The sequence below is a fragment of the Novosphingobium sp. B 225 genome (assembly GCF_002198665.1).
In the GTDB taxonomy this organism is placed as follows: Bacteria; Pseudomonadota; Alphaproteobacteria; order Sphingomonadales; family Sphingomonadaceae; genus Novosphingobium.
The window spans coordinates 26,609-53,508 of sequence record NZ_MWLM01000039.1 but is presented as its reverse complement, the minus strand read 5'-3'; the positions used below and the strand labels follow the sequence as shown (position 1 = coordinate 53,508).

Here is a 26,900-nt window from a genome sequence, read left to right as displayed (position 1 = left end):
ATCCCGGTCAAGCAACAACGCCTTCGTGCAACCGGACCACGCGGTCCATCGCGCGGGCCAGTCGTTCGTTGTGCGTGGCGACCAGCGCCGCACTGCCCTCGCCGCGCACCAGTTCAAGGAACTGGCCAAGCACTTTGTCGGCGGTTGCCTCGTCAAGATTGCCGGTCGGTTCATCCGCCAGAACCAGCGCGGGCTTGTTGGCAAGGCCGCGTGCGACGGCGACGCGCTGTTGCTCGCCGCCAGAAAGCTGGCTGGGGCGATGGCTCAGCCGTTCGCCCAAGCCCAGTGCACCCAGCAAGTCCCGCGCCCGCGCATCGGCTTCGGCGCGGGATTTCCCCGCCACCAGTTGCGGCAGCATGACGTTTTCCAGCGCGCTGAAATCGGGCAGCAGGTGGTGGAACTGATAGACAAAGCCGATCCGGTCGCGCCGCAAAGTGGTGCGTTCATCCGCCGACAGCGCGGTGGCATCGGTTCCGGCAATATCGATCCGCCCGCCGAACCCGCCTTCAAGCAAGCCCACCGCTTGCAGCAAGGTCGATTTGCCCGAACCCGAAGGGCCAAGCAGCGCCACGATCTCCCCCGGCGCGACGGTCAGGTTCACGCCGCGCAGCACGTCGATCCGCACCCCGCCCTGTTCGAAACTGCGGGTCAGCCCGGTCAGCTGGACGATCGCCTCACTCATAACGCAGCACCTGCACAGGATCGGTGCTGGCAGCGCGCCAGGCCGGGTAAAGCGTGGCAAGAAAGCTGAACAGCATGGCCATGCCGCAGATTGCCAGCACTTCCACTGGATCGGTGCGGCTGGGCAATTCGGTCAGAAAGCGGATCTTGGGATCCCACAGGTTTTGCCCGGTCACGAATTCGATGGCCCGCACAATCCCGCCGCGGAAAAACAGTACGATAAAGCCCAGCACCAGCCCCGACAGCATCCCCGTCAGCCCGATCACCGATCCGGTGGTGACAAAGATCTTCAGGATCGAACGCCGCGTTGCCCCCATGGTGCGCAGGATCGCGATGTCGCGGCTTTTGGAACGGACCAGCATAATCAGTGATGACAGGATGTTGAACGCCGCCACCAGCACGATGATCGACAGCGCAAAGAACATCGCCACGCGTTCCACCTGCAAGGCTTCGAACAGGCTGGCGTTCATCTGCTTCCAATCCGTCACCACCGCCTGCCCGGACAGTTTCTGCGCCAGCGGGCCAAGCAGTTCGGCCACGTGATCGGGATCGGTCACCGATACTTCGATCATGCCCACGCTATCCCCCAGCAGCAGCAGGGTCTGCGCATCCTGCATCGGCATCACGACGAACCGTTCATCCAGATCATAGACCCCGATCTCGAAAATCGCGCTGACGGTATAGCTGATCTGGCGCGGGACCGTGCCGAAGGGTGTGCTTTGCCCCTGCGGATTGATGATCGTGATCGTATCGCCCACCCGCGCGCCCAGATTGGCGGCGAGTTCGCTGCCGAGCGCGACATTGCCGGCTTCTGGCTGCAGGCTGGCGAGCGCCCCGGCCTGAACCTTTGGCCCCAGCCGCTGAATATCTTCGGCCGTCTGCCCGCGCGCAAAAATCGCCTCGACCCGGCCGTTGAAGCTGGCCAGCAGTGGCTGTTCGATCAGCGGCGAAGCACGGGTAACGCCGGGCACGGTGCGCACTTCCTTCAGCACATCGCGCCAGTTATCCAGCCGCCCGCCATAGCCCTGAATGATCGCATGGCCGTTCAGCCCGACGATCTTGTCAAACAGTTCGGCGCGAAAGCCGTTCATCACGCTCATCACGATCACCAGCATGGCGACCGAGAGCATGACCACGCCCACCCCGATCCCGGCGACCACGGCAATCACCGCCTCGCCGCGTCCGGGCAGCATATAGCGCCTGGCGATGGTCCATTCGAAGGGGGAGAGGATCAAGCGGCTGGTCCGGCTGGGTGCGACATCACGCGCCGATGTAGGCCCCCGCCCGCCCAGTGGCAAGGCGGGGCGTGAGGTCTATTTCGGCGCGATCACGAAATCGATGGCGACGCCGACGGCCATGGTGCCTTGCTGGAAGAACGCTTCGCGTGCGGCGCGCTTGTCCAGCATGGCGAAAGTGCCGATGATGTCAGGCATGTTGAGCGCAGGCTTGGCGTTGCTGACCCGTTCGATCCGCACCACCTTGTAACCCAGCGCCCGGGCATAGCGATCAGCCTCTTCGCGGGCGTCGGCGAAGGCCTTGGCCACGGCCTCGTCGCGGGCCTTGGCCGGATCGCTGTAAAAGGTGCCTGCGCCTTCGACCGGAGTAACGCGCAGATTCTCGCCCTCGATCGCGCTTAGCCTGGCCATGCCCTGCGGCTGGTGCATGGTGATCTGCCATTCCTCGTTGGCATCAAATACCGACCGCGGCGGAGCAACCATTGGTTCCTGCCCCTTGCGCGATTTGCACTTCCTGGCGCCGCAGTCGGCATCGGGAATAATGGCAACCGCTTCGACGGATTCAACCATGCTGACCTCCACCGTCTCCGGCAGCTTGATGCGGTCTTTCTCGGCCACGCCCAGTTCGCCCAGCGCGCGGTTCATTTCGGCTCGCGGGGCGTCCAGTGCGGCGCGGGCTTCCTCGCGCGTTGGGCCCTGCCCCGTGATCCGGATAATCACGAAAGCCGTGTCAGGCACGGCGGTGGCGGTGGTTTCGATGTGCAGCGAAATTTCGCCCGGTGCAGGCGCGGCGGCCTGTGCGGTCGCGGTCATCAGCGCCAGCGGAAGCAGCCCGGCACCGGTCAGCAATCGAAGTATCATCGGGGTCCTCCGTGGTGGAATTTGAAGGTGTTGCACCATTCACGCTGCGGCGGGCAAGTGCTGCCTGGTGCTAAGCGTCGCAAAAGCCGCAGCACCCGCTTGCTTTCGCGCGCGACAGGGGCCAAAGGCGCGTCACCACGGCCCAGGTGAATCCATGAACATCACACATCCTTTCCTCGACGCGGACGGTGACAAGCTTCGCGAGGAATGCGGCATTTTCGGCGTGATCGGCACTCCCGAAGCGGCCGCGACCACGGCGCTTGGCCTGCACGCATTGCAGCACCGCGGGCAGGAAGCCTGCGGGATCGTCAGCTGGGACGGCGCGGAATTCTATGCCCGGCGGGGCCTTGGCCATGTCGCGCAGGTGTTTTCCGAAGGGGCGATCCTGTCCGAACTGCCCGGCGCGATGGCATCGGGCCATGTGCGCTATTCGACCACTGGAGGCCAGGGGCTGCGCAACGTCCAGCCGTTGTTCGCCGATCTGGCGCGCGGCGGGTTCTCGATTGCGCACAACGGCAACATTTCCAACGCCATGCACCTCAAGCAGGAGCTGGTGAGCAAAGGGGCGATTTTCCAGTCGACCTCTGACACCGAAGTCATCATCCACCTGATCGCGACCAGCCGCTATCCCACCCTGCTTGACCGGTTCGTCGATGCGCTGCGGATGGTCGAAGGCGCCTATTCGCTGATCTGCATGACGCCGAAGCGGATGATCGCCTGCCGCGATCCGCTCGGCATTCGTCCCCTGGTGATGGGCAAGATCGGCGATGCCACCGTATTCGCCAGCGAAACCGTTGCGCTTGACGTGGTCGGCGCGGATTTCGTGCGCGAGGTAGAGCCGGGCGAAATTGTTGAAGTGCGCCAGGACGGCCGGATCAGCAGCCACCGGCCGTTCGGCGACCACCCGCAGCGCCCCTGCATTTTCGAGCATGTCTATTTCAGCCGCCCGGATTCGGTGATGGGCGGTCACTCGGTTTACGAAGTGCGCCGCCGGATCGGGGCGGAACTGGCGCGTGAAGCCCCGGTAGAGGCCGATCTGGTCGTCCCCGTGCCGGACAGCGGCGTGCCCGCGGCAATCGGTTATGCGCAGGAAAGCGGGATTCCGTTTGGCCTGGGGATCATCCGTTCGCACTATGTCGGCCGGACTTTCATCCAGCCCAGCGACGGCGCGCGCCATGCCGATGTCAAGCGCAAGCACAACGCCAACCGCGCGCTGGTGGAAGGCAAGCGGATCGTGCTGATCGACGATTCGATCGTGCGCGGCACCACCAGCATGAAGATCGTGCAGATGATGCGCGATGCCGGGGCCAAGGAAGTCCACTTCCGCGTCGCCAGCCCGCCGACCAGCCATTCGTGCTTCTATGGCGTCGATACGCCCGAACGGCACAAGCTGCTCGCCGCGCGGATGGACATCCAGGAGATGACCAAATTCATCGTCGCGGACAGTCTGGCTTTCGTTTCGATCGACGGGCTTTACCGCGCGGTGGGTGAAAAGCAGCGCAACACGGGCTGCCCGCAGCACTGCGATGCCTGCTTCACCGGCGACTATCCCACCCGCCTGACCGACCTGGCCGAGCGGGAGGCCGATGTCGATCAGCTGCCCTTCCCGGTCGGGCTGCCTGCGTGAGCGGGTTTGCAGGCCAGGTCGCGCTCGTCACCGGATCGAGCCGCGGGATCGGTGCCGCCATTGCTGAAGCGCTGGCGACCGAAGGGGCGCACGTCATCCTGACCGGGCGCGATGTGAAGGCGCTGGAAGCGGTGGAGGAACGAATCTTCTCCAGCGGCGGCGCGGCGACGATTGCCCCGGTGGACCTGGGCGAAAGCGACGGCATCTCCCGCCTCGCCACCGCGCTCGCCGGGCGCTGGCAGCAGCTCGACATGCTGGTCCACTGCGCAGCGATTCTCCCCCAGCTCACCCCGGTGACGGATATTGACCAGCCGGCCTTCTCCAAGGCGCTGACCACCAACACGCTGGCCACCCAGGCGCTGATCGGGGCATTCGATCCGCTGCTGCGCCGCAGCCCCGACGCACGCTTCGTTTACCTCACCACGTCGGTCGCCACCGCGCCGCGGGCCTACTGGGGTGCCTATGCCGCCAGCAAGGCCGCGGGCGAAGTGCTGGTCGATTGCTATGCGCAAGAAGTGCGCAATATCAGCAAGGTACGCGTTGCGATTGTCGATCCCGGCGCCACCCGCACCGCGATGCGCGCCCGCGCTTATCCCGGCGAAGACCCCGCCACGGTCAAGCTTCCGGAAGTGGTGGCGAGCAGCGTGGTTTCGCTGCTTGGTGAACAATTCGCCTCTCCGCACCGGCTGCGGGTTAACCAGCCCTCATAATCCCCTCGCAACCAGCAACCGCCATTCTTTGCAAAGCCTGCCCGGCAACACATTGGCAGGACAAGCAGGAGGGTTGCAGGCCATGAGTGACTATCTGATCCAGACGCGGGACCCCTATTTCGCGGCCGCGCAGGAAGATCGCAGTGCCCCGCGCACGCGCATATCGATCCCGGCCACGCTGCGCATGTCAGGCGGGCGGGGCTTTCAGACGGTGGTGCATGATCTGTCGCTGAGCGGGTTCTGCGCCGCTGCAGTGAACCGGCTGCAGCCGGGTATGATCTGCTGGCTGACCCTGCCCGGGCTCGAATCGCTGCAAAGCGAAGTGATCTGGTGGGATAACAGCCTGGCCGGCTGTGCCTTCGAACAGCTGCTCAGCCCGGTGATCCACGACAACATCCTGACGCGTTACAGCAACGCACCGACGTTCCGCCCGCTGACCTGAGTGGCCCCCATCTCCTGATCGGTTGCGGGGCCGCACGGCCCCCAATCGCAGTCCCCGTCCGGATGCAAGCTGCGGCCCCGCCCTGTGCCCCCCATAGCAGGTGCTCCGCCAACCGCGTCCGGGCGGGGGCTCAACCCTTGACCAGCGTTACCTGGGCCACGGTGATCCCGCCCCCGCGAAAGCCGCCTTCGCAATACATCAGATAGTATCGCCACAGATCGGCAAAGCGCTGGTCAAACCCCGCCGGCAAGCGGCCATCGGCCACCGCCGCATCGAAGTTTTCGCGCCAGATCCGCAGCGTTTCGGCATAGTCGATCGGGAAATCGACCTGATCGGTCCAGTCCAGCCCGCGCTGCGCGGCCAGCAAGCGGAACTCCGCCTCGCTCACCAGCATGCCGCCGGGAAAGACATAGGCCTGAATGAAATCGGCGCTGGCGGCATAGGCCGGGAACAGTGCATCCCGGATCGCGATATACTGGATCGCGGCACGCCCGCCGGGCTTCAGATTGCGGGCCAGGCAATCGAAATAGGCGCCCCAGTATTCCCGCCCGACCGCCTCGACCATTTCGACGCTGACGATCCCGTCATACTGGCCGCTGACATCGCGGTAATCCTGCTTGCGAAAATCGATAGTGCCGTGATGCTGCGCGCGGGCCCAGTCCAGCTGTTCGTCCGACAGGCTGATCGCGGTAACCGCCGCCCCCTGCCCGGCCAGATGTGCCGCCAACGCACCCCAGCCGCAGCCGATTTCAAGCACGGTTTCCGCGCCGCTCACCCGCTCGGCAATGCTGGCCAGCTTGGCCTGCTGCGCGGCGGGCAAATCCAGCGCCCCGCTATCGAACCGCGCGCTGGAATAGACCATCGCCGGATCGAGCCACTGGGCGTAGAAATCATTGCCCAGATCATAGTGTGCGTGGATGTTGCGGCGCGAGCCGGCCTTGCTGTTGCGGTGCAGCCAGTGCAGACCCCGCGCCAGCATCCGCCACGGCCCCCGCGCCCGCGCCGTCCCGCCCAGGGTTTCGGCATTGGCCATGAACAAGGCAAACAGCGGGACCGGGTCCGGGCTGGACCATTCCCCGGCTTCCCAGGCCTGATACCAGCCGATCGAACCACCCGTTGCCAGCCGCACCAGCGCGCGCCAATCGTGCAGTTCAACCACCGGCTCAAAACCCGGTGCGCGGCCGCCCAGCACCCGGCGCGTGCCATCGGGCAAGCGCGCGTGGATCGCTCCGCTGGCCAGCCCCCGGTCAATCCGGTCCAACAATTTGTGAAAACCGCCCGCCCAGATCCGGGCAAGCCAGGGCAAGCCGATGCCAATCGGTTTTCCGCCCGCAATCAGTGCTGCGCCCCTGCCGTTCTGCCCTTGTGCGGTCATGCGGGGGGCTTATGACGCCGCCCGCTTTAAGGGGCAATCCCGATTAGCGGATCCGGCGCATCAGGCTTTCAAGGATCACCGGATTAATCGGTTTCGCAAATTCGCAGCCGAATTCGAAATCGGTCACCCAAGCAACCCGCGCTTCGATCGATTCCAGCCCGGGCAGGGTCAGGAAAAAGCGGTCATCGACATGGACCAGAAAGACTCCGCCGATCCGGGCACCCAAAGTGGAAATGTCACGCACGCGCACCGCAGCCTTGCGCGTTCCCGCGCGAAAGGTGACGCTGGCATCGAACGGCGCACGGTCGGCACGCCGACCGCTTGTCGTTGCGAATTGCTGCTGACTTGGCATTTCCATGAGGTCGCATCCGGAAACAACTGCTTCGATTACACAGGAAACTGCCACACTGGGGTAAACCACCCGTTAAGAACGAATTGGTGTTTGATCACAGATGGTTCGCCCAAAAATGCAGCAAAAAGGGGGCGTAGCCGCGGCTACGCCCCCTGATTCGAACACCCGATTCGCTGGTCAGAACTTCACTTCGGCAGACACCTGGAAGCTGCGCCCGCGCGGATCGGCAACGCGCGGTTCCCACGAGCTGCCCGCACCGGTGTTGCCATCATACGTAATGGCGAACGGCGGATCCTTGTCGAACAGGTTCTTGATCCCGGCGGTCAGCTTGAAGCCCTGATCCATCAGCCCCAGATAGCTGACCGACAGGTTGTAGGTGGTGTAGTTGCTGACCCGCGGGTTGAAGTCGGGCCGGGCAATGGTCCCCGCCGCGATCCCCGGCAGCGCCTGGTTCTGATAGCCATTGCGGAAGATCTGGGTCAGCGTGGCCGAAACCTTGTCATTACGATAGGTTAGCCAGGCATTGTGCTTCCACTTGAGGCCCAGATCCCCGGCAAAGCTGAAAATGCCGATCTGGCTGGCGCTCCACGCGGCAGTCGGGGTCAGCTTTTCCTTCTTGCGCAGCAGCATCGAACCGTCGAACCCGACGTCCAGCTTGGTCGCGCCCCACAGGTCAAATCCGCCGCGCACGGTGAATTCCATCCCTTGCGTATCGCGCGCACCGGCATTGGCCCAAGTATCGTCGATCACGGTCACATTGCCCGCCCCGTCGCGGATGAAGCGTTCGGGGAACAGGGAGGCATTGTCGATCAACTGGCGCAGCGACAGCAGCTGGATGGTGTTTTCAACCTTGATCGACCACCAGTCTGCCGACAGCATCCAGCGCGGAGTGGGCCGCAGCACCACGCCCAGGCTGGCCATCTTCGACGTTTCCGGCCCCAGATCAATCTTGCCGCCGGTGGCCACATCGGGCCGGATGAAGGCGCAGGCCGGGTTGGTCAGGTTGGGAACCCCGCCCGGGCACTTGACCGGATCGGCAATATCGCTGCCCGAATAGGGCGAAATGGTCACCCCGTTGAAGATCTGGTTGAAGCTGGGCACGCGGAAGCCGGTGGAATAGGAACCGCGCAGCATGAAGAAATCAACCGGCTGGAACTTGGCCGTGACCTTGGGATTGGTGGTGGAACCAAACCCCGAATAGTCATCGATGCGGATCGCGCCGGTCAGTTCGAACATGTCAATCACCGGCAGGTTGATTTCCGCGTAAGCCGCCTTGACCGTGCGGTTCTTGGGCAGCAGCGCGTTGACGTTGTCAAACGCCGCGTTGAAAATCACCGGTGCGGTCGCCGCAGCGGCGGCCGATCCGTTGAACCCATAGGTTTCACGGCGATAGTCCACACCCACCGCCAGTTGCGCATCACCGCCCGGCAATGCGAACAGCGGCCCCGAAAGCGAGGCATCGGCCTGAAGCGTCTTGTAGCTGCCGCCATACAGCGTCGTCCCGTCAGCCGAGATCGCGGCCAGACCGGTCAGCGCAGCCTGACTTTGGTTCAGGGTGAAGGGGTTGAGTATCCCGCTGTTGATCAGCCCGACAATCCCCGGCGCGGTGGCCCCTGGGGCAATCGGGGCGTTGGGGTCATTGGCGCCGTTGTTGAGCGTGCCACGGTAGAAATAACCCGTGCCCAGCACCGAGCTCACTTCGCTGCGAGCCCAGGAAACCCCGGCGCGGTAATCCCAATTGGCCAGCGGCAGCGGGCCTTCGACCCCGGCGGCGGCACGCAGGGTTTTCGAATCCGTCACATATTCACGCACGCCGCAGGGAATGCAGCGCCAGCGGAAGGCAATCGGGCGGCCATAGCGGGCCTGCAGCGCTGCCGCCTGGGCAGGATTGCCGGCGAAAGCCGTCTTGATCGAATTGAACACCGAATTGTAGGTATCGGCAGTCAGGCTGTTGAGCGGATAGGCCAGCGGCAGGCTGGTGGCATTGGCCGAAAGCTGGTTGTGCGAAAAGCTCTTGGCCGAATGGGCGTCAGACCCTGTGACTTCGGCGTAAAACTCGCTCGCGCCCAGTTCCACGGTGGCCCGGCCATAATAGGTCAGGGTGCGGATCGGCTGCTGGATCACTGCCGCGCGGCCGGTATCCCAGGCGCAGGCGTAATAGTTGTTCGGCGCGTTCCACAGCGCATAGTCATAAGGCAGACCGCCATCCATGCTGGTGCAGCCCGCCTGCCCCGGCAGGGCCAGCGTGTTGATCCCGCCCGCAGCCGCGTTGCCGCCGTTGGGCGCAGTCAGCGTCAGGCCCTGGGTCAGCGTTCCCAGCGGGGTCTGGAAGGCGTTCGCGCCGATGTTGAACACCGTGGCGATCGGGGTTCCGCGGGTATCGACCGACAGGCCGCGATTGGGCTGGTTGGTGTTGACGAAGCTGCGGTCATCGCCGCGCAGCCCTTCGTTCCAGCGCATCGACACGGCGGCCATGACGTTGAAGCCCTGGCTCTTGAGATCGCCGTACCCGGCAATGCCCGACACGTTGTAGATGTTGCCGCCCGACTTCTCAGTGAAATCGGTGAAGGCCTGGGCCCCGATCCCGGTGTAGTTCTTCTTGGTGATATAGTTGATCACCCCGCCAATCGCATCGGTGCCATAGATCGCCGAGGCCCCGTCCTTCAGGATTTCGACCCGCTCAATCGCGGCGAAGGGGATCTGGTTGACGTCCACCGCGCTGCCCGACAGGCCGTGCGCGGCCACCCGACGACCGTTGAGCAGAACCAGCGTCGCGGCGCTGCCCTGCCCGCGCAGGTTGGCGGCGGACAGGCCATTAGTGCCGCGCTGCGCGCCGGTGGTGACGTCAGAGTTGGAGGCTAGGTTATCTGCGCCCGTGCCGTTCGAAGGCAGGAACATGGTCAGCTGTTCGGGGCTGGAAATGGCGTTCTGCTTCAGATCGTCATTGGTGATGATCGTCAGCGGCAGCGCGCTCTTGCCCGGGTCCTGCTTGATCCGCGAACCGGTAACGATGATCGCGCGGCCGCCTTCTTCATCACCGGAAGGGCTGTTGGCCGAGGTGATGTCCGGCGCGCTCTGCGCCATGGCGGGCGAGGCGAACACGCCCAGCGCAACACCGCTGGCAAGAATCGAAATGGCAAGGCTGCGAGACTTCATGGTTAGACCCCCAAACAAATGAGCCGGTCCCCCCAAGGACCGTCGCAGCAAGAGTAACGCAGATGCGCCGCCGCGCCAGAGTTGAACCTACTTTCAACCCGCCCGGCACAACCGATTTTGCTGCATTGGCTCGAATCTGTTGCCGCGCTGCAACAATCAGATTGGAAGCGATTTCAATTGGCCTGGGCGATGGTGGCCAAAGCAGCGTCGATCACAGCCCCCGCCCCGCTATCGCCAGGGACATCATTGGCCATGAACGCAAAAGTCAGCTCGCGCCCGCTGGCCGCAACAAGATAGCCTGACAGGGCATTTGTGGCGTTAAGCGTGCCGGTTTTGGCAAAGACCTTGCCAGCCAGCGGCGTGCCAGCAAAGCGGCGGCGCAGCGTGCCATCGAGCCCGCCGACCGGCAGCGAGGCGCGCCATTGTCCGCCCCAAGCCTGATTCGCACCCCAACGCAACAAGGCAACGGTGGCGCGCGGCGAAACGCGGTTATAGCTCGACATGCCCGAACCATCGGCAAAGTCATAGCTGGTCCGCGCCACTCCGATCCGCCCCAACATGGCCTGCAACGCCTGCAAGCCGGCTTCAAGTGAGCCGGCCTGCACTGGTTCGCCGGTCGGAAAGATTGTTTGCGCAGCCGCTGCCAGCCCGGCGCGGCGCAGCAAGGCTTCGGCATGCAGGTTCTGGCTGCGCTTGTTGATCGTGGCTACTTCTTCCGCCAGCGGGGCGGGTGGTTCGATAAAGGCAATCCGCGTCTTGCCCGCCGGGATCGCGACCATATCGGGCCTGCCGGGCAGCTGCACCGGTCGGTGGATCACCCGCAGCTTGCCGCTCACTTTGACGCCGCGCGCCTGCAGGGCCTGTTGCAGCGCCCAGGCGGCGTAATGCGCCGGGCTGTCGATCCCCATCAGGTCCCGCCATACTGGCGCGCTGGCTGCAATCGTGCCATGCAGCCGCACTTCCCGGCTGTTAACCGCACGCTCAAACGCCAGCCGCGTCTCCCCCGCTGCCACTGTCACGGCTTCGTTGCGCAAGGTGAAATAGGGTGAGAGCTGCACCACTGGCGGCAGGCCGGGCGCCGCCGGGGTCACAGTCAGCAAGGTTTCATTGTCATCGACGATCAGCGCCGAAGGAGCCGTGCCGGAATCGGTCTGGATGTTGTTCCAGCTCATCCCCGGGCTCCAGTGCTGGTCGACAAACGCGGTGTCATCGCCAATCACATCGCCGACTTTGCGGGTTACTGCGGCAAGTTTGTCAGCCAGGCTGCCGAGACAGCGCGCGGTGCAATCGGGCGCAGTTGACAGGCTGACCCCGCCCCCGCCTGCAATTGCCACGTCAGGTGCGCCTTTGCCCTTGTCGAGCAAGCGCAGCACGGTCCCGCCCGCGATCGCCGCAGCCGGATCACGCGCCATGACGTCAAACGCCAGCGCGGTGGTGAACAGCTTGGTGTTGGAGGCAGGCATGAAGCGCTGATCGGGATTGATCGCCAAGACCTCGCGCCCGGCATTGTCCACCACCAGCACACCAAACCGCGTGCCCGCAGGCGCTCTGGCCAGCACTGCCTCTACCTGTTGCCGCAAGCTGGCAGGCACAGCCGTTTGCGCCTGGGCTGGCAGGGCAAACAGCAGGGCGAAAGCGGAGATCGGGTAAGAGCGCATCGCCATGTGGTGCCGCTTCGGCGCAGCTATCGCAAGTCCACAAGTTCGATTTCGGGCAAGGCCTCGCCGCCCGGTTGCTCTGACCAGTGCTGGTGATTGAGCACGCCCCCATCGCTGCGCAACTGGCGAACGCGCTCTGGATCTATTTCCGCAAAGGTCCAGCCGGGCTGGTCCAGCTGGCCCAGCGCAACCACCCCATCCGCCGGGAACGCGCCATCGGGCGGGCCATAGATCCCCGCCGCCCCGCGATTGACATCAACTGCCGGGGACCAGTCTGCCAGTCCGACCGTGGGTGACTGCGCGACATAGCACTGCCCCTCCAGCGCGCGGGCCTGTGCGCCCAACCGGACGCGCCAATAGCCATGGAGTGAATCGGTACAGCTGGGCACCAGCAACAGCTCCATCCCCGCTTCGCACTGGGCCCGGGCGAGCAGCGGGAATTCGCTGTCATAACAGATATTCACGCCAATCAGGCCAAGTGACGTCTGAAACAGCCGCAACGGCATGCCTGCCGAAACGTGCCATTCCTCCCGCTCAAACCGGGTCATCAACAGCTTGTCCTGCACTCCGACTTTGCCAGAAGGCGAGAACAGCCGCGCCCGGTTGACATAGCGGCCCAGGACCAAGGCCGGGATCGAAGCGGCCAGGATGTGCAGCCCGTGCCGTGACGCCAGCTGAGCATGCAGCGCATCGACGCGTGCGCCCAACGCCGCCACACTGGCCAGCGAACCCGCCAGGCTGCCCATACTGGCCGGTTCCAGCGCGGCCAGTTCCATCGCGCCATATTCAGGAAACAACGCCAGCGCCGCCCCGCCCGCTCCTGCCTGTTCAACCCAGTTGGCCAGCTTCGTGGCATAGGCATCCCAGCTGTCCAGCCGGTCGATCGGATATTGCGCCGCGGCCAGAGTAAAGCGAGTCACAGGCTGCGCATCCAGTATTGCATCGGCTTGAGTGTTTCCTCTGCCTCGCCATGTTCCTTCCATCCCAGTTCGGTGACGAACCCGGCCACCGGGGCATAGCCGCGCCGGGTCCAGAAGGCATCAAGCGGGACATAGTCCGAAGGCCGCGCCGGATGATCGTCAGGACGGATTACCGCCGCAAAGGTCGCCGCGGCGGCGCCGCTGCGCCGGGCCTGCCCTTCGCGCTCGTCGAAAAACGCATGGCCGACGCCTTGCCCGCGGTATTTCGGTAACAGCACGCTCTCACCGAAATAGAACAGGCTGGACGTATCGATCCCGCGTGCTTCAAACGGCGCGCGAAATTCGTCTTTCTGGGCCCACATCGGACTGGCCGTTGCCGCGCCGACAATCCGCGCGCCATCAAAGGCTGCCACCAACACCGCATCTGGCGCGGCGATGAACTCCTTCAGATAGTCCGCCTCATAAGCCGCATCGCCATCATACAGATAGGGATAGGCGGCAAAAACGGCGATCCGCAGCGCGGCCAGATCGTCAATCGCGCCGTGCAGTTCCGCGCCGGTCAGCGGGCGGACGGCCAGGTTCACCCCACCACCTGCGCGGTCCAATCGGCCAGGTTGTAATAAACCGTGACCCGCGTGATCCGGCCATCGGCCATGGCGAAGAACGCCCCGGCGGGCAGGACATAGGTTTGCCCGTTCGCTTCGGGCAGGCCTTCGTCCGTGGCCAGGTATTCCCCGTGGACGGTAAATTCCGCCGCCCCGCTCGCGCCATCATCGCTGGCCATCAGCACCATGCCGTCCAGCCGTTCCCGATAGCAGCGTTCCATATGCGCCAGGAACGTGCGGAACGCGGCTTTGCCCCGCTGGGTTTCGCCCTGATTGATGTCATGCGCCACATCATCATCCAGGCAATCGAGCATCCCTTCCCAATCGCCCGCGTTGAAAGCGGCGTAATAGCGGGTCAGCAGGTCAAGCGCTTGGGCACGGTCCATCGGGATCTCCAACGTGGCAATCCCGCGCCGACTACCGCGCAGAACGGCAGGCGGCAACGCCCGGTTGCACCAGTTCGATATTTCTTATGCCCCGATCAAGCAGGGGCATGGCTGGTGCGGGTTCAGACCTTGCCGTTCGCCTTGCTCATCGCGCCCGATGCGGTGTTGAAAGTGGATTGGAACTGGTTGCCGAACCCGTTCATCGCCGCAATCGCGGCAACCGCGATCAGCGCCGCGATCAGGCCATATTCGATCGCGGTCGCACCAGCCTGATCCTGCCACAGCCGCCAGACCCGCCGCACCCGTTTATGCATGCCAACACCCTTTTCAGATCGTGGAGATCCACACTTGATGCAGCATTGCGGCACGCGGTTTATGTGCGCTTGCCAAGCCCGGTTCAGGCATGGGGTTAATCCGGAAAGCACCCTTGCGGGCGGGTTTGCACGGGCGCGCGAATTCGCGTAAGGGCCGCTTGTCCGCCCCGGCAGCGGGAGTCTTTATCCGACTCGCCAGCGCCGGGGCTTCATGTTTCGAGGAACCGCAATGTCCCGTCGCCGTCAGATCTACGAAGGCAAGGCCAAGATCCTGTTCGAAGGCCCCGAACCCGGCACCATCATCCAGTATTTCAAGGATGATGCCACCGCTTTCAACGGTGAGAAGAAAGCCACGATCAACGGCAAGGGCGTGATCAACAACCGCATCAGCGAATATGTCTTTACGCGCCTGAACCACATCGGCATCCCGACGCACTTCATCAAGCGCCTGAACATGCGCGAACAGTTGGTGCGGCAAGTGGAAATCGTCCCGATCGAAGTGGTGGTGCGCAATGTCGCCGCCGGATCGATCAGCAAGCGACTGGGCATCCCCGAGGGCGAGCCCCTGCCCCACACCCTGATCGAATACTATTACAAGGACGATGCGCTGGGCGATCCGATGATCGCCGAAGAACACATCGCCTGCTTCGGCTGGGCCAGCAACGAGGAGATGCAGGACATCTCTTCCATGGCGATCCGGGTCAACGATTTCATGTGCGGCATGTTCGCCGCGATCAACATCCGTCTGGTCGATTTCAAGCTTGAATTCGGCCGGATCTGGGACGGCGATTACAGCCGGGTGATCCTGGCCGACGAAATCAGCCCCGATGGCTGCCGCCTGTGGGACATGACCACCGGCGAAAAGCTCGACAAGGACCGCTTCCGGCGCGATCTGGGCGGCGAAGAAGAAGCCTATCAGGAAGTCGCCCGCCGCCTCGGCCTGCTGGAAGAGGACAACGGCCCAAGCCAGGTGTTTGACCTGACCGCCCACCGCAAGCTGCGGGGGAAGTAAGGCTGGCGTTTGGTAAATCCGCACAAGCTGGCCAAAACGGCTTGTGATCGCAGGATAATTCGTGGCACCCCGACCTTTCGAAGAGGGAAGGATCGGGATGATCAGGTTTGCCGCGTTTGCTGTCGCACTGCTGCTTAATTCCGCCGACCCGGCCATCGCCAAGAATGCGGACGAGGGACCGATCACGTTTGAGCCGACCCCACCCAAGTGGGCGTTGCTGTCAGAACCACTGCCGGTTCCGGCGGACGCACGGGGGGCAACCTTCATTCGCCGCCAGGATATCGAGATGCACTTCGATGCATCTGGCGACCATGCCTATTCCAACACCCTGTTCCGTATCCTGAACAACAATGGCCTGCAGCTCGGCAACATCTCGCTGTCCTGGAATCCGGCCAACGGAAAACCGATTGTTCATTCCGTGAAGGTCTATCGTGACGGCGTGGCGCGGGACGTCCTGGAATCGGCGCAGTTCGAGGTGCTTCGGCGTGAAGCGCAGCTGGAACAAGCGACACTTGACGGGGAAATGACTGCCGTCCTGCGGGTTCCCGACCTGCGGGTGGGTGACGAACTGGAAGTCAGCTACACACGGCACATTCAGGACCCAACTCTGGGCAGCACCAGCTCGGGTTTACTGTTCCTGAGCTCCTCGCCCCCTTCCGGTCGCTACCGGCTCGCTCTGAGTTGGGCTCCAGAACAGAAGCCCGCAATCCAGGTAGCGCCTGACCTTGAACCGCTGCTCAAGCGCGAGGCGGACGTATTTTCTGTCAGCCTGGACAATCCTGCGACCCTGAACCCACCCAGGGACGCGCCGCCACGGTACAATTGGCAGCGGATCATCGAATACAGCGATTTCACCACATGGCAGGCCCTCTCGGGCCGACTTGCGCCGCTGTATGACCAGGCGGCTGCGCTTTCGACCACATCGGCAGTCAAGCGCGAAGCGACGATGATCGCGACAACCCACCAATCCGCGTATGATCGTGCTGCTGCTGCGCTCGCTCTGGTCGAACAGCAGGTGCGCTATGTCTATGTCGGCCTAAACGGGGGCAACCTCACGCCCGTCAGCGCTGATGATACCTGGCAGCGGCGCTATGGAGATTGCAAGGGTAAAACCGTGCTGCTGCTGGCCTTGCTGCGCGAGCTTGGCATTCCGGCGCAGGCAGTGCTTGCCAACAACGCCGGGACGGACGACGGGATCGATGCGCGCTTGCCGGGGCCCAGTTACTTCGATCACGTGCTCGTCAGAGCGCAACTCGACGGCAAACCCTTTTGGCTCGATGGCACGCTGCCCCCGGTCTATGGACCAGCCAGGGATCCGATCCTGCCCTATCGCTGGGTCTTGCCACTGACCGTGGGTGGATCGGGACTGGAACGGATGCCGCAACAGCTTCCGACCAAGCCGCTCGACCTTACCTTGTTCGAAATCGACGCAAGCGCCGGGTTTGATACTGACTCGCAAAAACGGCACGTTACGATCCGGCGGGGGGCCGCGGCTCTGGTTGAATATCTCCAGTTCTCCTCGGTTAGTGTCGACCAACTGGACGCTGCATTGCGTCAAAGCCTGTCCGGCGGATCGACATGGTCCGTGATCGACAAGATCAATTGGCGGTTCGATGTCAAGGAACAGGCCAGCGTGCTGGAAATCACCGGTACTGGCCCGCTCGACTGGGACAAAGAGGGGCGCAATTCGCGCTCGATCTCATTGCCAGGCGGCGGCTTTTCATCCCCCGAACGGCGCCAGCGTACTGCAGTACAGCATCTGTCTGTCCCATTTTACCGCAAGCCTGATTTTGATTGCAACGTGACCACGGTGCGGATGCCGAAAGCCACGGCCTTGAAGGATTGGTCCTACAATACAGCTTACGACAACCTGATGTATGGCGCCGTCTATCACCGAAAGTTTGATCGCCGCGATGGTCAGATCACCATGGTTCGCTCATTCATGACCACACAGACTGAAATCGGTCGCGACGCAGCCGCCAGGGACAATGCCCGGCTAGCTGACTTCGACAACTCGATGGCCTGGATTTATTACGACCCCTCCAGCGCTGATAACATCAAGCCGGGGCAGCGCATTCCAACGACCTTCGATCAGGATTGGGTCGTCAGTTCAGACGCCTGTCTGAGTCAGGTGCCCTCCGATAAGGGGAAATGATTGCACCCGGTGCGACTTTCCCGCACCTAGCGGCGATGCTTCGCACCCGGTTTCTGCTCCCCCTCACCCTGTCCGCCCTTGCCCTTGCCGCCTGCGCGCCGCAGCAGCGGACCATCGCGAGTGCATCCGCGCCGGCGGCAAATCCCGTCTGGGCCTTCGAGCAAAGCGACGTGCCGGTCGATCCCGCCTGGCACTTCGGGCGGCTGGACAACGGGCTGCGTTATGCGATCCGGCCAAACCAGACGCCCAAGGGCACCGTGCTGGTGCGGATGCAGATCGAGGCGGGGTCGCTGGACGAAGGGGAAAGCGAACAGGGTTTTGCCCACTATGTCGAACATATGGCCTTCAACGGGAGCACCCGTGTGCCGGAGGGCGAAATGGTCAAGCTGCTGGAGCGCGACGGGCTGGCTTTTGGCGCGGATACCAATGCCAGCACCAATTTCGACAAGACCACCTATATGCTGGACCTGCCGCGCAACGATCCCGCGCTGCTGGGAACAGCACTGATGCTGATGCGCGAGACCGCGAGCGAGCTAACCTTTTCCCCCGCCGCTGTGGAGCGGGAGCGCGGGGTGATCCTTTCGGAAAAGCGTGATCGCAACAATTTTGGTTATCGCAATTACATCGATCAGGCGCAGTTCCTGTTTCCCGGCGCGCACTTTACCCGGCGTATGCCGATCGGCACCGATGAGACGCTGCACGGGGCCACGGCACAGGCCTTGAAGGCATTCTGGCAGCGCGAATATGTGCCTGCGCAGACCAGCGTGGTGGTGGTCGGCGATATCGATCCGGCGCTGGTCGAGGCCGAAATCAAGGCCCGCTTTGGCGATTGGCGCGCTGCCGCAACAGAGCCGCAGCCCAGCCCCGGCCCTATTCCCACCCGGCTGGCAGACCGGCAGGATATCTATGTCGATCCGGCGCTGTCCGAACGGATCACCGCCAGTCGCCACGGGACCTGGCAGCAAGAGCCGGACAGCGTGACCGTGCGCCGCGAACACCTGCTGCGTCAGATCGGCTATGCGATCATCAACCGGCGTCTGCTGCGCCTGTCCCGCAGCGGCGACGCGCCGTTTCGCAGTGCGGGCCTTGGCACGAGCGATCTGTTCAAGGCCGGGCGCTCCACCTCGCTGTCGGTAGATACGGTTGATGGCAAGTGGCGGCGCGGACTGATCGCTGCCGGGACCGAATATCGCCGCGCGATCCAGTTCGGCTTTACCCCGGCAGAGATCGCAGAACAGGTCGCCGCGATCCGCACCGCCGCCCGCAACGAAGCGCAGAGCGCGGACACCCGCCCCAACGCGGCGCTGTTGGGCGCGGTCATGGCGCTGATCAACAATGACATTGTCCCCGATACGCCCACCCGCTCGCTCGCCCGACTGGAAGCGTTCATCCCGGAAATCACGCCGGATCGGGTGATGGCCGCCTTGCGCTTTGAACTGGTGCCGCTGGATCAGCCGCTGCTGCGGTTTCAAGGCCGCCGCGCGCCGCAAGGGGGTGCATCGGCGATTGCCAAGGCCTGGGCCGAGGCATTGCGCGCGCCGCTAAGTCCGCCCGATGCCAAGGCCGCTGCGACTTTTGGCTACACCCAGTTCGGTCCCGCAGGCGCTGTAATCAGCGACACGCGCGAACCGGTGCTCGGCATTCGCCAGCTGCGCTTTGCCAATGGGGTGCGGCTGAACCTCAAACGCACCGAACTCGACAAGGGCAAATTGCTGGTCCAGCTCTCGGTCGATGGCGGGGATATGCTGCTGACTGGGGCCAACCCCGATGCGACCCGGATGGTTTCCGTCCTGTCGCAAGGCGGCCTGGGCAAGCACAGCAAGGATGAGCTCGACACACTGCTGGCCGGGCGGACCGTTTCAGCGAACCTCGCCTCCACCGATGAAAGCTTCATCGCCCAGGCCGTTACCACGCCTGCGGATCTGGAATTGCAGCTGCAATTGCTGGCCGCGCAGATCACCGATCCCGGTTACCGACCCGAAGGCGAAGTGCTGTTTCGGCAGACGATCAACAACATGTTCCAGGCCCTGCGCGCCACCCCCGCTTCGGCGCTGACGGCGGACCAGGGCCGGATCCTGTCGGGCGGCGATCCGCGCTTCAGCCTCTCGCCGGTCGAAGCCTGGCGCAAGTTGACTTTCGCGAAGCTGAAGCAGGACATTGCGGATCGCCTGCAAAATGGCGCGATCGAGCTGGGGCTGGTCGGGGATCTGGATGAGGATCAGGTTGTGGCAATCGCCGCCCGCACCTTTGGCGCCCTGCCCGCGCGCGAGCCGGAGTTCCGGCCCTGGACCGAGCAGCGCCAGCGCCGGTTCACCGCCGATCGCAGCGCGCATGTGCTGCGCCACACCGGGGTGAAAGATCAGGCACTGGTGACCATGACCTGGTCAACCCGTGACGGGGAAGACCCGGTGGCCGCCCTTGAATTACAGCTGCTTGACCGGGTGCTGCAGATAGAACTGACTGATACTTTGCGCGAGCAACTGGGCAAGGCCTATTCCCCCGGCGTGCAGAGCTATGCCGGGCGCAGCTGGCGCGGCTACGGCACGCTGATGCTACGCGCTTCGGTGGACGTCCACGAAGTGGCGGCAACCCGCGCGGCGATGCTGGCCACGCTGGACGAACTGCGCAGCCGCCCGGTTCCCGCAGACGTCCTGCTGCGCGCCCGTGCGCCGTTGTTGGAAAACTATGACAATGCGCTGAAAAGCAACGGCGGCTGGCTAAGCTTTGTCGATCGCGCCCAGACCGAAGCTGACCGGATCGAACGTTTCACAAAGGCCAAGGACCGCCTGAACGCGGTGACGCCAGAACGGTTGCAAGAACTGGTCCGGCAATACCTGACCGTGACTGGCAAGGTGGAAATTACGGTGCTGCCGGAAGGGGTTGAGGCGGGATAAGAGCTACTTCTTCTCCGCCGCCAGCCCGCTCGCGCACATTGCCGCACTGCTGGCAGTGACTTGCAATGCCTCGGCATCGCCTACCCGGCGCACGGCGCTGACATAGTCCATCAGCCCGCGCTTTTCGCCCTTGAGCTGCTTGAGTTTTTTAAGCTGGACCAGGCTGAGCCGGTCAGTCATCCGCGTGGCCATGCAGGCCGAATTGGCCTCGCTCAACCCCGCATCGATCATCGCGCTCTTGACCTGGCCATAGGCCAGCTTGCTGGGCGAGCAGGCGGCGATGGCGGCAAATCCTGCAAGAAGGCAAATCCTGCCAAACATAACTGACCTCCGTTCGTGTTGAGCCCTTCGGCTGCTAAGCCGCCAGCCGACGGGCTCGACACGAACGGCCATGGTGACTGATCGCTTGCCGCAGGATTAATGCGCCAAGGCCTTCACAATATCCTCAACCATTTTCTTGGCATCGGCGAGCAGCATGGTGGTTTGCGGCATGTAGAACACGTCGTTGTCCACCCCAGCATAGCCCACGCCGCCCATCGAACGCTTGATGAAGAACACCTGCTTGGCCTTGTCCACATCGAATACCGGCATGCCATAGATCGGGCTGCTCTTGTCGGTCTTGGCCGCAGGGTTCACCACGTCGTTCGCGCCGATGATGAAGGCAACGTCGGCGGTGGCGAATTCGGACTGGATGTCTTCCAGTTCGAACACTTCGTCATAGGGCACGTTGGCTTCGGCCAGCAGCACGTTCATATGCCCCGGCATCCGCCCTGCAACCGGGTGGATCGCGTATTTCACGTTGACCCCGGCGGCCTTAAGCTGGTCCCCCATTTCGCGCAGCACGTGCTGCGCCTGGGCCACAGCCATGCCGTAACCGGGGATGATGATGACGTTTTCGGCCTCTTTCAGCATATAGGCCGCGTCTTCGGCGCTGCCGCGCTTCCACGGGCGCTGTTCGCGCACTTCGCCGCCGCCGGCCGCAGCTTCTGCACCGAACCCGCCGGCGATCACCGAAAGGAACCCGCGGTTCATCGCTTTGCACATGATGTAGCTCAGGATCGCGCCCGAGCTGCCAACCAAAGCCCCGGTGATGATCATCGCGGTATTGTGCAGCGTGAACCCCATCGCCGCCGCTGCCCAGCCCGAGTACGAGTTGAGCATCGAGACGACCACCGGCATGTCCGCCCCGCCGATCGGGATGATCAGCAGGAAGCCGATCAGGAACGACAGCGCAGTGACGGCGGCGATCACCCACAGCCCCTGATCCTGCGTGAACCAGCCAACCAGGCCAAGAATTGCCAGCAGCGTACCCAGGTTGATGACATGTCGCCCCGGCAGCAGGATCGGCGCGCCGCTCATCTTTCCGGCAAGTTTGAGGAAGGCAATGACCGAGCCGCTGAACGTGATCGCCCCGATCGCAATGCCCAGGCCCATTTCAACCCGGCTCTGCGCCTCGATCACTCCATCCACCCCGGCAATCCCGAAAGCCTGGGGATTGAGGTAAGCCGCCCAACCGACCAGCACGGCGGCGAGGCCCACCAGAGAGTGGAACGCCGCGACCAGCTGCGGCATGTCGGTCATCGCGATCCGCTTGGCAATGACCCAGCCAATCCCGCCGCCAATGGCAATCGCCGCAACGATTTCCGGCAGGCTGGCGATCGAATGGATCACCAGGGTTGTCACGACCGCGATCAGCATGCCGATCATGCCATAACGGTTGCCCGTCCGGCTGCTCGCCGGACTGGACAGCCCGCGAAGCGCCAGGATGAACAGCACGCCCGAAATCAGATAGGCCAGCATGGCCCACGAAGGAGTGGCGACGTGTTCCATCACTTCTTCTCCTTCTTCTTGTACATCGCCAGCATCCGCGCCGTCACCGCGAAGCCGCCAAAGATGTTGACGCTGGCCAGCACCACCGCCAGCAGCCCCAGCCACTTCGAGCTCGCACTACCCGCCGCCGCCGCCGCGATCAGCGCGCCGACCACAATCACCGAGGAGATCGCATTGGTCACCGCCATCAGCGGCGTATGCAGCGCCGGAGTGACCGACCACACCACGTAATAGCCCACGAAACAGGCCATCACGAAAATCGAGAGGATTGAGATGAAGTCCATTTGTGGGTTCCGGTTCAATAGAACTTGTAAGTGACGCGGCGTTCGACGTTGAAGGTCCAGCGCGCGAAGGGGTGATTGACGCGAATCTGTGCGCCATCTTCCGTCGATGACAACAAGCTGAAATCTCCCCCAAGCAGTCCGAGGCCGCCGGGAATGTCCTTCTTCTTGATCATCAGGCGTTCGCTTAAATGACCAAGATTACCAGTCGATCCGAACACAACTTCAAAAATCTCATTCTTGAACAGGTTCTTGTTTGACAGGTACTGCAATCCGACAAAATAGACCGTCCGCATGTCCCGCGGGTTCAACTGCATATACCCTAGATCGATCGGCGGCTTGCTAGACTTGGGAACTGCACCAGCAAAGCTGGGCAACCCCTTGACCTGTCCTATCACGTCAAACGCGCTTTCGAAGCGGCCATTGCGGTCTGCATCGACCAGACAGACATGCCCGAACGTCTGCCCTCCGGCAAGAAAACCGATCAGCTTGCTGCCAGCATCCTGCTGGGCAGTGCAAAAAATTGCGGCATCCGATTTGAGGGCGAACAGCTCTGCATCCTGTGAAACCCGCACGTTGCCCTTGTCATCCCGCAGCGCATCAGTCAGCCGCGCCGCACTTTGCGGCAACACGCGGGACGCCATGAAAATATCGCCGCGAGAAACCTGAAAGGCACCAACCTGATTTGCCTTTGGCAGGTCAGGTGATGCGATCGGATCACCAACCATCCAGATCGTCTGGAAATTGATCCCGCTGCCTGCAAAAGCCGGGACCGTTGAAGCGATATAGGCCGTGCAGCTCGATGCAAGCCACCGCATGATCGCTCCAAGTGTCGGGGCTCGCTTCACCCCAGCAACCTCTCGTTCACAACCTTGCCGCCTTGCGTCAACCGCACGGCATTGCCGATTTCCTCGTCCAGCACGGGCTTCCCCGCATCCTTGTCCCAGAACGCGCTGAGGAAGTTGTAGAGGTTGCGTGCGAACAGCGCCGAAGCGTCGGCGGCGAGATGCGTAGCGGTGTTGGAGAAGCCGATGATCTTGACGCCGTGCTTCACCACGACCTGATCGGGAAGCGATCCTTCAACATTGCCGCCCTGCGCCACAGCCAGATCGAAAATCACGCTGCCCGGCTTCATGCTCGCAATCTGCGCGTCCGAAATCAGGCGCGGCGCGGCGCGGCCCGGGATCAGGGCGGTGGTGATGACGATGTCCTGCTTGGCGATATGGCTGCTGACCAGTTCGGCCTGGGCCTTCTGGTATTCCTCGGACATTTCGGTGGCATAGCCGCCCGCGCCTTCACCTTCGATTCCCGCCACGCTTTCCACGAAGATCGGTTTCGCGCCGAGCGACTGGATCTGTTCCCTGGTGGCGCTGCGCACGTCTGTAGCGCTGACCTGCGCGCCGAGCCGCCGCGCGGTAGCGATAGCCTGAAGACCTGCAACGCCAACGCCCATGACGAAGGCCTTCGCCGCCGAAACAGTGCCTGCCGCGGTCATCATCATCGGAAAGGCACGGCCATACTGGCCCGCCGCTTCGATCACCGCCTTGTAACCGGCCAGGTTTGACTGGCTGGACAGGATGTCCATGCTCTGCGCGCGGGTGATGCGCGGCATGAATTCCATCGCCAGTGCCTCAAACCCTGCCTTGGCATAGGCATCAATCCGCGCCCGCTGGCCAAAAGGATCAAGTCCCGCAACGATCCACGCGCCGTCTGCTGCGCCCTTAAGCGCCTTGGGATCGGGGCCTTGCACCCCCAGCACGATCTGCGCGCCCTTGACCGCATCCCTGGTCAGTTCGGCCCCGGCAGCGGCATAGTCTGCGTCGGAGATTGAGGCACCAGCCCCAGCCCCGGGCTGCACAGCAACGCTGGCGCCCAATGCGATGAATTTCTTCACCGTTTCCGGCGTGGCCGCTACGCGGCTTTCCCCGTTCGCGGTTTCCAGGAGGACCGCGATCCGCATCGAAGCGCTCACCCGCCCGTCAGGCGATCAGGTACATGACAAGCGCGGTGATCAGCACGCAGGCGATCGTGCCCCACTTTGTCAGGCCGATGAAGCCATCGTAGGTTGCCTTGTGTGCCTTCATGTCGTTGCCGCTGGCCATGGTCATTACCCCCGGAAAGGATGTGGAATGAATGTTCGCGGTCCCTCTATCGGCTGAAACCGCGCCGCTCAAGCGGGAAAGGGGGAATATCCGGAAATCTGCTTCTGCATTTCAGCCTTAATCCCGTCTTTACCCAACCTCGTTATGCCGCAGGTCGAACCTGTGGGGGCCTTGAAAGCGAAAATGGCGGAAATCGAACAGCGCCTGTTGATGCTGATCGACGATGAACCGGCGCAAAGCCGGCTGATCACTGCGCTCGCTGCGCGGGACGGCTGGCGCACGCTGGTGGTCCGCGATTCGGAAACCGCGATTGCCACGCTGGGCACGCGCCAGGGAATGCAGCTGAATGCCATCGTGCTCGATCAATGGGTCCCCGGTGATGATGCCTGCAATCTGATCGCCGAGCTGAAAGCACGCCGCCCTGCCCTGCCGATCCTGATGCTTACGCAAAGTGCATCACCGCTGCTGGCGGTTGAAGCCATGCGTGCCGGGGCCACTGATTATCTGGTAAAGCCAGTCGCACCCGACCGGCTGATGCAAGCGCTGCGCATGGCCACCACCCGCGAGGCCCCGCGCGACGAACTGCAGCCGCTGACGGAAAAGATGCCGTCCACCCCGGATTTCGACGCGATGATCGGGGCCGCCCCCACTTTCCGCGCCGCCTTGGCTGTGGCAGCCAAGGCCGCACGCGGCCACGGGCCGGTCCTGATCGAAGGTGAAAGCGGCACCGGCAAGGAAATGCTGGTCCGCGCCATGCAGGCCGCCAGCCCCCGCGCCAAGGCACCGTTCCGGATCCTCAACGTCGGCAGCATCCCTGCCAACTCGGTTGAAAGCGCGCTGTTCGGCCACGAAAAGGGTGCCTTCCCCGGGGCATTCGATCGCCATATCGGCGCACTGCAGCACAGCGACGGCGGCACTCTGGCGCTTGATGAAATCGACCGCCTGCCGCTGAACGTCCAGCAGCGCCTGCTCGAATCGATCCAGCGCGGCGATGTCCGCCCGATCGGTGCGCGCCATTCGTTCCGGATCGACGTGCGGCTGATCGCGGCGAGCAACCTGCCGCTGAAGGAAGTCGTCGCGGGTGGGCATTTCCTGGCGGAACTGTTGCAGGCAATTTCGGGCACTATCGTTGCCGTACCGCCACTGCGCGAGCGCGCGGGCGATATATCCGCACTGGCGCGCCACTTCCTTGCCCGGATCGGGGAGCAGCCGGGGCTGCGGGCACTGGGCATCACCGATGGCGCTTTGGCGCTGTTGGCTGCTTACGACTGGCCGGGCAATGTCCGCCAACTGCAGGCCGTACTGTTCCGTGCCGCAGTGTTCTGCGATGGCGACGCGCTGACCGCTGACGATTTCCCGCAACTGTCCGACATGCTGGGCAGCGAGGGCACCCAGCAGCAGCCAGTCCAGGAAGGCATGGGCGTGATGCTTTATACCGCGGATGGCAACCTGCGCCCGCTGGAAGACATCGAAGCCGACGTGATTCGCCTGGCTATCGGCCATTACCGCGGCCGCATGACCGAAGTCGCCCGTCGTCTGGGGATCGGCCGCTCGACGCTGTACCGCAAGCTCACCGAGCTGGGGATTGGTGACGCGGCTTGAACGAGAACCCGCGCACATATTCCAATGAGCAGATAGCGCTGATGGCGGCTGCCTCGGTGGCGATGCTTGGCTGGAGTGTCTGGTCTGAATTCCGAAAATCCCCAAGCCAGCGCACCAAGGAAGCCGACGAAAACCGCGCCCGCCACGCCGCGCGCGCCGAATTCGAACGCCGCGAACAGCGCGCCCGGAAACTCGACCAGGAACATTGGCGGGCGTTTGAGACCGATGCGCAGGTACAAGCCGCCTGCGAAGCCGAAATGCGGATTCAGGTCCTGGCCGAGGCCTGCACGGGGCGGGTCAGCCGGATCAGCGGCGGCTCGCTATGGGGCACATGGGTCAGTTACTGTGCCGAAAGCGACGAAGCCGAGCTTAAACTGCACCACTCTCACGACGGCGATCGCCTTGGCGTTGACCTCAAATCTCCGCAGGGGAGTTATCAGGTCGAGGGCGAACTTTTCCCTGACCGGATTGTTATCGGGACCTACACCGAGGCTATCTGCCCAGAACATCGTGTGGCAGCGTCACTGCTTGCCCTGCTACAGGCCAACGGCCATCTGACGGGTCGCATAGCCATGGTTCGCTACGCAGACTACTGGCAACTGCGCCATCGCCACTATGCCGCGTTCGCAACGACGCGGGGCTGGCCGCCAGAACCGGACGGCGAAGTGCAACGAGTCTGGAGCACCGGCCGTCCCTGATCGC

Annotated in this window: 25 protein-coding genes; 8 read left to right on the top strand and 17 right to left on the bottom strand. The window is 63.4% G+C overall.

Going from position 1 to position 26,900, the window contains the following annotated elements; all coding sequences use genetic code 11:
- Nucleotides 1-7: 7 nt before the first annotated feature.
- The 3 genes from MNBBLIKP_RS06920 to MNBBLIKP_RS06910 form a co-directional block, all read right to left on the bottom strand.
- On the bottom strand, nucleotides 8-682 hold the full coding sequence (locus tag MNBBLIKP_RS06920) for an ABC transporter ATP-binding protein (RefSeq protein ID WP_088308826.1): 675 nt from the start codon (nucleotides 680-682) through the stop codon (nucleotides 8-10).
- Complete coding sequence (locus tag MNBBLIKP_RS06915) at nucleotides 675-1,916, bottom strand: lipoprotein-releasing ABC transporter permease subunit (RefSeq protein WP_088308944.1); 1,242 nt, start codon at nucleotides 1,914-1,916, stop codon at nucleotides 675-677. The genes MNBBLIKP_RS06920 and MNBBLIKP_RS06915 overlap by 8 nt, the downstream gene beginning before the upstream one ends.
- A 78-nt stretch (nucleotides 1,917-1,994) precedes the next feature.
- The gene (locus MNBBLIKP_RS06910; RefSeq protein WP_176399701.1) at nucleotides 1,995-2,777 is read right to left on the bottom strand and encodes an SIMPL domain-containing protein; all 783 of its coding nucleotides are present in this window, start codon (nucleotides 2,775-2,777) and stop codon (nucleotides 1,995-1,997) included.
- Nucleotides 2,778-2,931: 154 nt separating this feature from the next.
- Here MNBBLIKP_RS06910 and purF point away from each other — a divergent pair, with 154 nt between their 5' ends.
- The 3 genes from purF (at nucleotide 2,932) to MNBBLIKP_RS06895 (ending at nucleotide 5,556) form a co-directional block, all read left to right on the top strand.
- Entirely contained in the window at nucleotides 2,932-4,404 is a 1,473-nt protein-coding gene (gene purF / locus MNBBLIKP_RS06905; protein ID WP_088308822.1) for an amidophosphoribosyltransferase, read from the top strand.
- Nucleotides 4,401-5,114 (top strand): SDR family NAD(P)-dependent oxidoreductase, encoded by a 714-nt coding sequence (locus tag MNBBLIKP_RS06900; protein ID WP_088308820.1) that lies wholly within the window; start codon nucleotides 4,401-4,403, stop codon nucleotides 5,112-5,114. Before purF ends, MNBBLIKP_RS06900 begins: the two co-directional genes overlap by 4 nt.
- A gap of 82 nt (nucleotides 5,115-5,196) precedes the next feature.
- Nucleotides 5,197-5,556: a PilZ domain-containing protein gene (locus MNBBLIKP_RS06895; RefSeq protein WP_088308818.1), complete on the top strand. Its 360-nt coding sequence runs from the start codon at nucleotides 5,197-5,199 to the stop codon at nucleotides 5,554-5,556.
- 130 nt (nucleotides 5,557-5,686) lie between these two features.
- Here MNBBLIKP_RS06895 and MNBBLIKP_RS06890 read toward each other — a convergent pair whose 3' ends face one another.
- From MNBBLIKP_RS06890 to MNBBLIKP_RS06855, 8 genes are all read right to left on the bottom strand, one after another.
- The gene (locus MNBBLIKP_RS06890) at nucleotides 5,687-6,931 is read right to left on the bottom strand and encodes an SAM-dependent methyltransferase (RefSeq protein WP_088308816.1); all 1,245 of its coding nucleotides are present in this window, start codon (nucleotides 6,929-6,931) and stop codon (nucleotides 5,687-5,689) included.
- Nucleotides 6,932-6,974: 43 nt separating this feature from the next.
- Nucleotides 6,975-7,289 carry a PilZ domain-containing protein gene (locus tag MNBBLIKP_RS06885; protein ID WP_088308814.1) on the bottom strand — a complete coding sequence of 105 codons (315 nt, stop codon included), beginning with the start codon at nucleotides 7,287-7,289 and terminating at the stop codon, nucleotides 6,975-6,977.
- Between the two features lie 171 nt (nucleotides 7,290-7,460).
- The gene (locus MNBBLIKP_RS06880; RefSeq protein ID WP_088308812.1) at nucleotides 7,461-10,439 is read right to left on the bottom strand and encodes a TonB-dependent receptor domain-containing protein; all 2,979 of its coding nucleotides are present in this window, start codon (nucleotides 10,437-10,439) and stop codon (nucleotides 7,461-7,463) included.
- Nucleotides 10,440-10,612: 173 nt separating this feature from the next.
- Nucleotides 10,613-12,097 (bottom strand): D-alanyl-D-alanine carboxypeptidase/D-alanyl-D-alanine endopeptidase, encoded by a 1,485-nt coding sequence (gene dacB / locus MNBBLIKP_RS06875; protein ID WP_254912946.1) that lies wholly within the window; start codon nucleotides 12,095-12,097, stop codon nucleotides 10,613-10,615.
- Between the two features lie 26 nt (nucleotides 12,098-12,123).
- Nucleotides 12,124-13,017, bottom strand: coding sequence for a carbon-nitrogen hydrolase family protein (locus MNBBLIKP_RS06870; RefSeq protein ID WP_254912945.1), 894 nt, complete (start codon nucleotides 13,015-13,017; stop codon nucleotides 12,124-12,126).
- Nucleotides 13,014-13,601 (bottom strand): GNAT family N-acetyltransferase, encoded by a 588-nt coding sequence (locus MNBBLIKP_RS06865; RefSeq protein ID WP_176399700.1) that lies wholly within the window; start codon nucleotides 13,599-13,601, stop codon nucleotides 13,014-13,016. Before MNBBLIKP_RS06865 ends, MNBBLIKP_RS06870 begins: the two co-directional genes overlap by 4 nt.
- The gene (locus MNBBLIKP_RS06860; RefSeq protein WP_088308806.1) at nucleotides 13,598-14,008 is read right to left on the bottom strand and encodes a ketosteroid isomerase-related protein; all 411 of its coding nucleotides are present in this window, start codon (nucleotides 14,006-14,008) and stop codon (nucleotides 13,598-13,600) included. Before MNBBLIKP_RS06860 ends, MNBBLIKP_RS06865 begins: the two co-directional genes overlap by 4 nt.
- 122 nt (nucleotides 14,009-14,130) lie before the next feature.
- On the bottom strand, nucleotides 14,131-14,322 hold the full coding sequence (locus MNBBLIKP_RS06855) for a Flp family type IVb pilin (RefSeq protein ID WP_176399699.1): 192 nt from the start codon (nucleotides 14,320-14,322) through the stop codon (nucleotides 14,131-14,133).
- Nucleotides 14,323-14,551: 229 nt separating this feature from the next.
- Here MNBBLIKP_RS06855 and purC point away from each other — a divergent pair, with 229 nt between their 5' ends.
- The 3 genes from purC to MNBBLIKP_RS06840 all read left to right on the top strand — a co-directional run bounded on the left by purC (nucleotide 14,552) and on the right by MNBBLIKP_RS06840 (nucleotide 20,383).
- Nucleotides 14,552-15,334, top strand: coding sequence for a phosphoribosylaminoimidazolesuccinocarboxamide synthase (gene purC / locus MNBBLIKP_RS06850; RefSeq protein ID WP_088308802.1), 783 nt, complete (start codon nucleotides 14,552-14,554; stop codon nucleotides 15,332-15,334).
- Between the two features lie 97 nt (nucleotides 15,335-15,431).
- Nucleotides 15,432-17,489, top strand: coding sequence for a DUF3857 domain-containing protein (locus MNBBLIKP_RS06845; protein ID WP_254912944.1), 2,058 nt, complete (start codon nucleotides 15,432-15,434; stop codon nucleotides 17,487-17,489).
- Nucleotides 17,490-17,524: 35 nt separating this feature from the next.
- Entirely contained in the window at nucleotides 17,525-20,383 is a 2,859-nt protein-coding gene (locus tag MNBBLIKP_RS06840) for a M16 family metallopeptidase (protein WP_088308800.1), read from the top strand.
- A 3-nt stretch (nucleotides 20,384-20,386) separates the two neighbouring features.
- On the opposite strand, the gene MNBBLIKP_RS06835 is transcribed toward MNBBLIKP_RS06840, so the two are convergent.
- The 6 genes from MNBBLIKP_RS06835 to MNBBLIKP_RS06810 all read right to left on the bottom strand — a co-directional run bounded on the left by MNBBLIKP_RS06835 (nucleotide 20,387) and on the right by MNBBLIKP_RS06810 (nucleotide 24,602).
- Nucleotides 20,387-20,704 carry a hypothetical protein gene (locus MNBBLIKP_RS06835; RefSeq protein WP_088308798.1) on the bottom strand — a complete coding sequence of 106 codons (318 nt, stop codon included), beginning with the start codon at nucleotides 20,702-20,704 and terminating at the stop codon, nucleotides 20,387-20,389.
- 96 nt (nucleotides 20,705-20,800) lie between these two features.
- The gene (locus MNBBLIKP_RS06830) at nucleotides 20,801-22,213 is read right to left on the bottom strand and encodes an NAD(P)(+) transhydrogenase (Re/Si-specific) subunit beta (RefSeq protein WP_088308795.1); all 1,413 of its coding nucleotides are present in this window, start codon (nucleotides 22,211-22,213) and stop codon (nucleotides 20,801-20,803) included.
- On the bottom strand, nucleotides 22,213-22,497 hold the full coding sequence (locus MNBBLIKP_RS06825) for an NAD(P) transhydrogenase subunit alpha (protein ID WP_088308793.1): 285 nt from the start codon (nucleotides 22,495-22,497) through the stop codon (nucleotides 22,213-22,215). The genes MNBBLIKP_RS06830 and MNBBLIKP_RS06825 overlap by 1 nt, the downstream gene beginning before the upstream one ends.
- 14 nt (nucleotides 22,498-22,511) lie before the next feature.
- On the bottom strand, nucleotides 22,512-23,312 hold the full coding sequence (locus tag MNBBLIKP_RS06820; protein WP_088308791.1) for a hypothetical protein: 801 nt from the start codon (nucleotides 23,310-23,312) through the stop codon (nucleotides 22,512-22,514).
- Between the two features lie 26 nt (nucleotides 23,313-23,338).
- Nucleotides 23,339-24,454 (bottom strand): NAD(P) transhydrogenase subunit alpha, encoded by a 1,116-nt coding sequence (locus MNBBLIKP_RS06815; RefSeq protein ID WP_088308938.1) that lies wholly within the window; start codon nucleotides 24,452-24,454, stop codon nucleotides 23,339-23,341.
- Nucleotides 24,455-24,473: 19 nt separating this feature from the next.
- Nucleotides 24,474-24,602 carry an aa3-type cytochrome c oxidase subunit IV gene (locus MNBBLIKP_RS06810; RefSeq protein ID WP_254912943.1) on the bottom strand — a complete coding sequence of 43 codons (129 nt, stop codon included), beginning with the start codon at nucleotides 24,600-24,602 and terminating at the stop codon, nucleotides 24,474-24,476.
- A 177-nt stretch (nucleotides 24,603-24,779) separates the two neighbouring features.
- Here MNBBLIKP_RS06810 and MNBBLIKP_RS06805 point away from each other — a divergent pair, with 177 nt between their 5' ends.
- Both MNBBLIKP_RS06805 and MNBBLIKP_RS06800 read left to right on the top strand, forming a co-directional pair.
- On the top strand, nucleotides 24,780-26,198 hold the full coding sequence (locus tag MNBBLIKP_RS06805) for a sigma-54-dependent transcriptional regulator (protein ID WP_088308934.1): 1,419 nt from the start codon (nucleotides 24,780-24,782) through the stop codon (nucleotides 26,196-26,198).
- Nucleotides 26,195-26,896, top strand: coding sequence for a hypothetical protein (locus MNBBLIKP_RS06800; RefSeq protein ID WP_088308789.1), 702 nt, complete (start codon nucleotides 26,195-26,197; stop codon nucleotides 26,894-26,896). The genes MNBBLIKP_RS06805 and MNBBLIKP_RS06800 overlap by 4 nt, the downstream gene beginning before the upstream one ends.
- The last annotated feature ends 4 nt before the right edge of the window (nucleotides 26,897-26,900 follow it).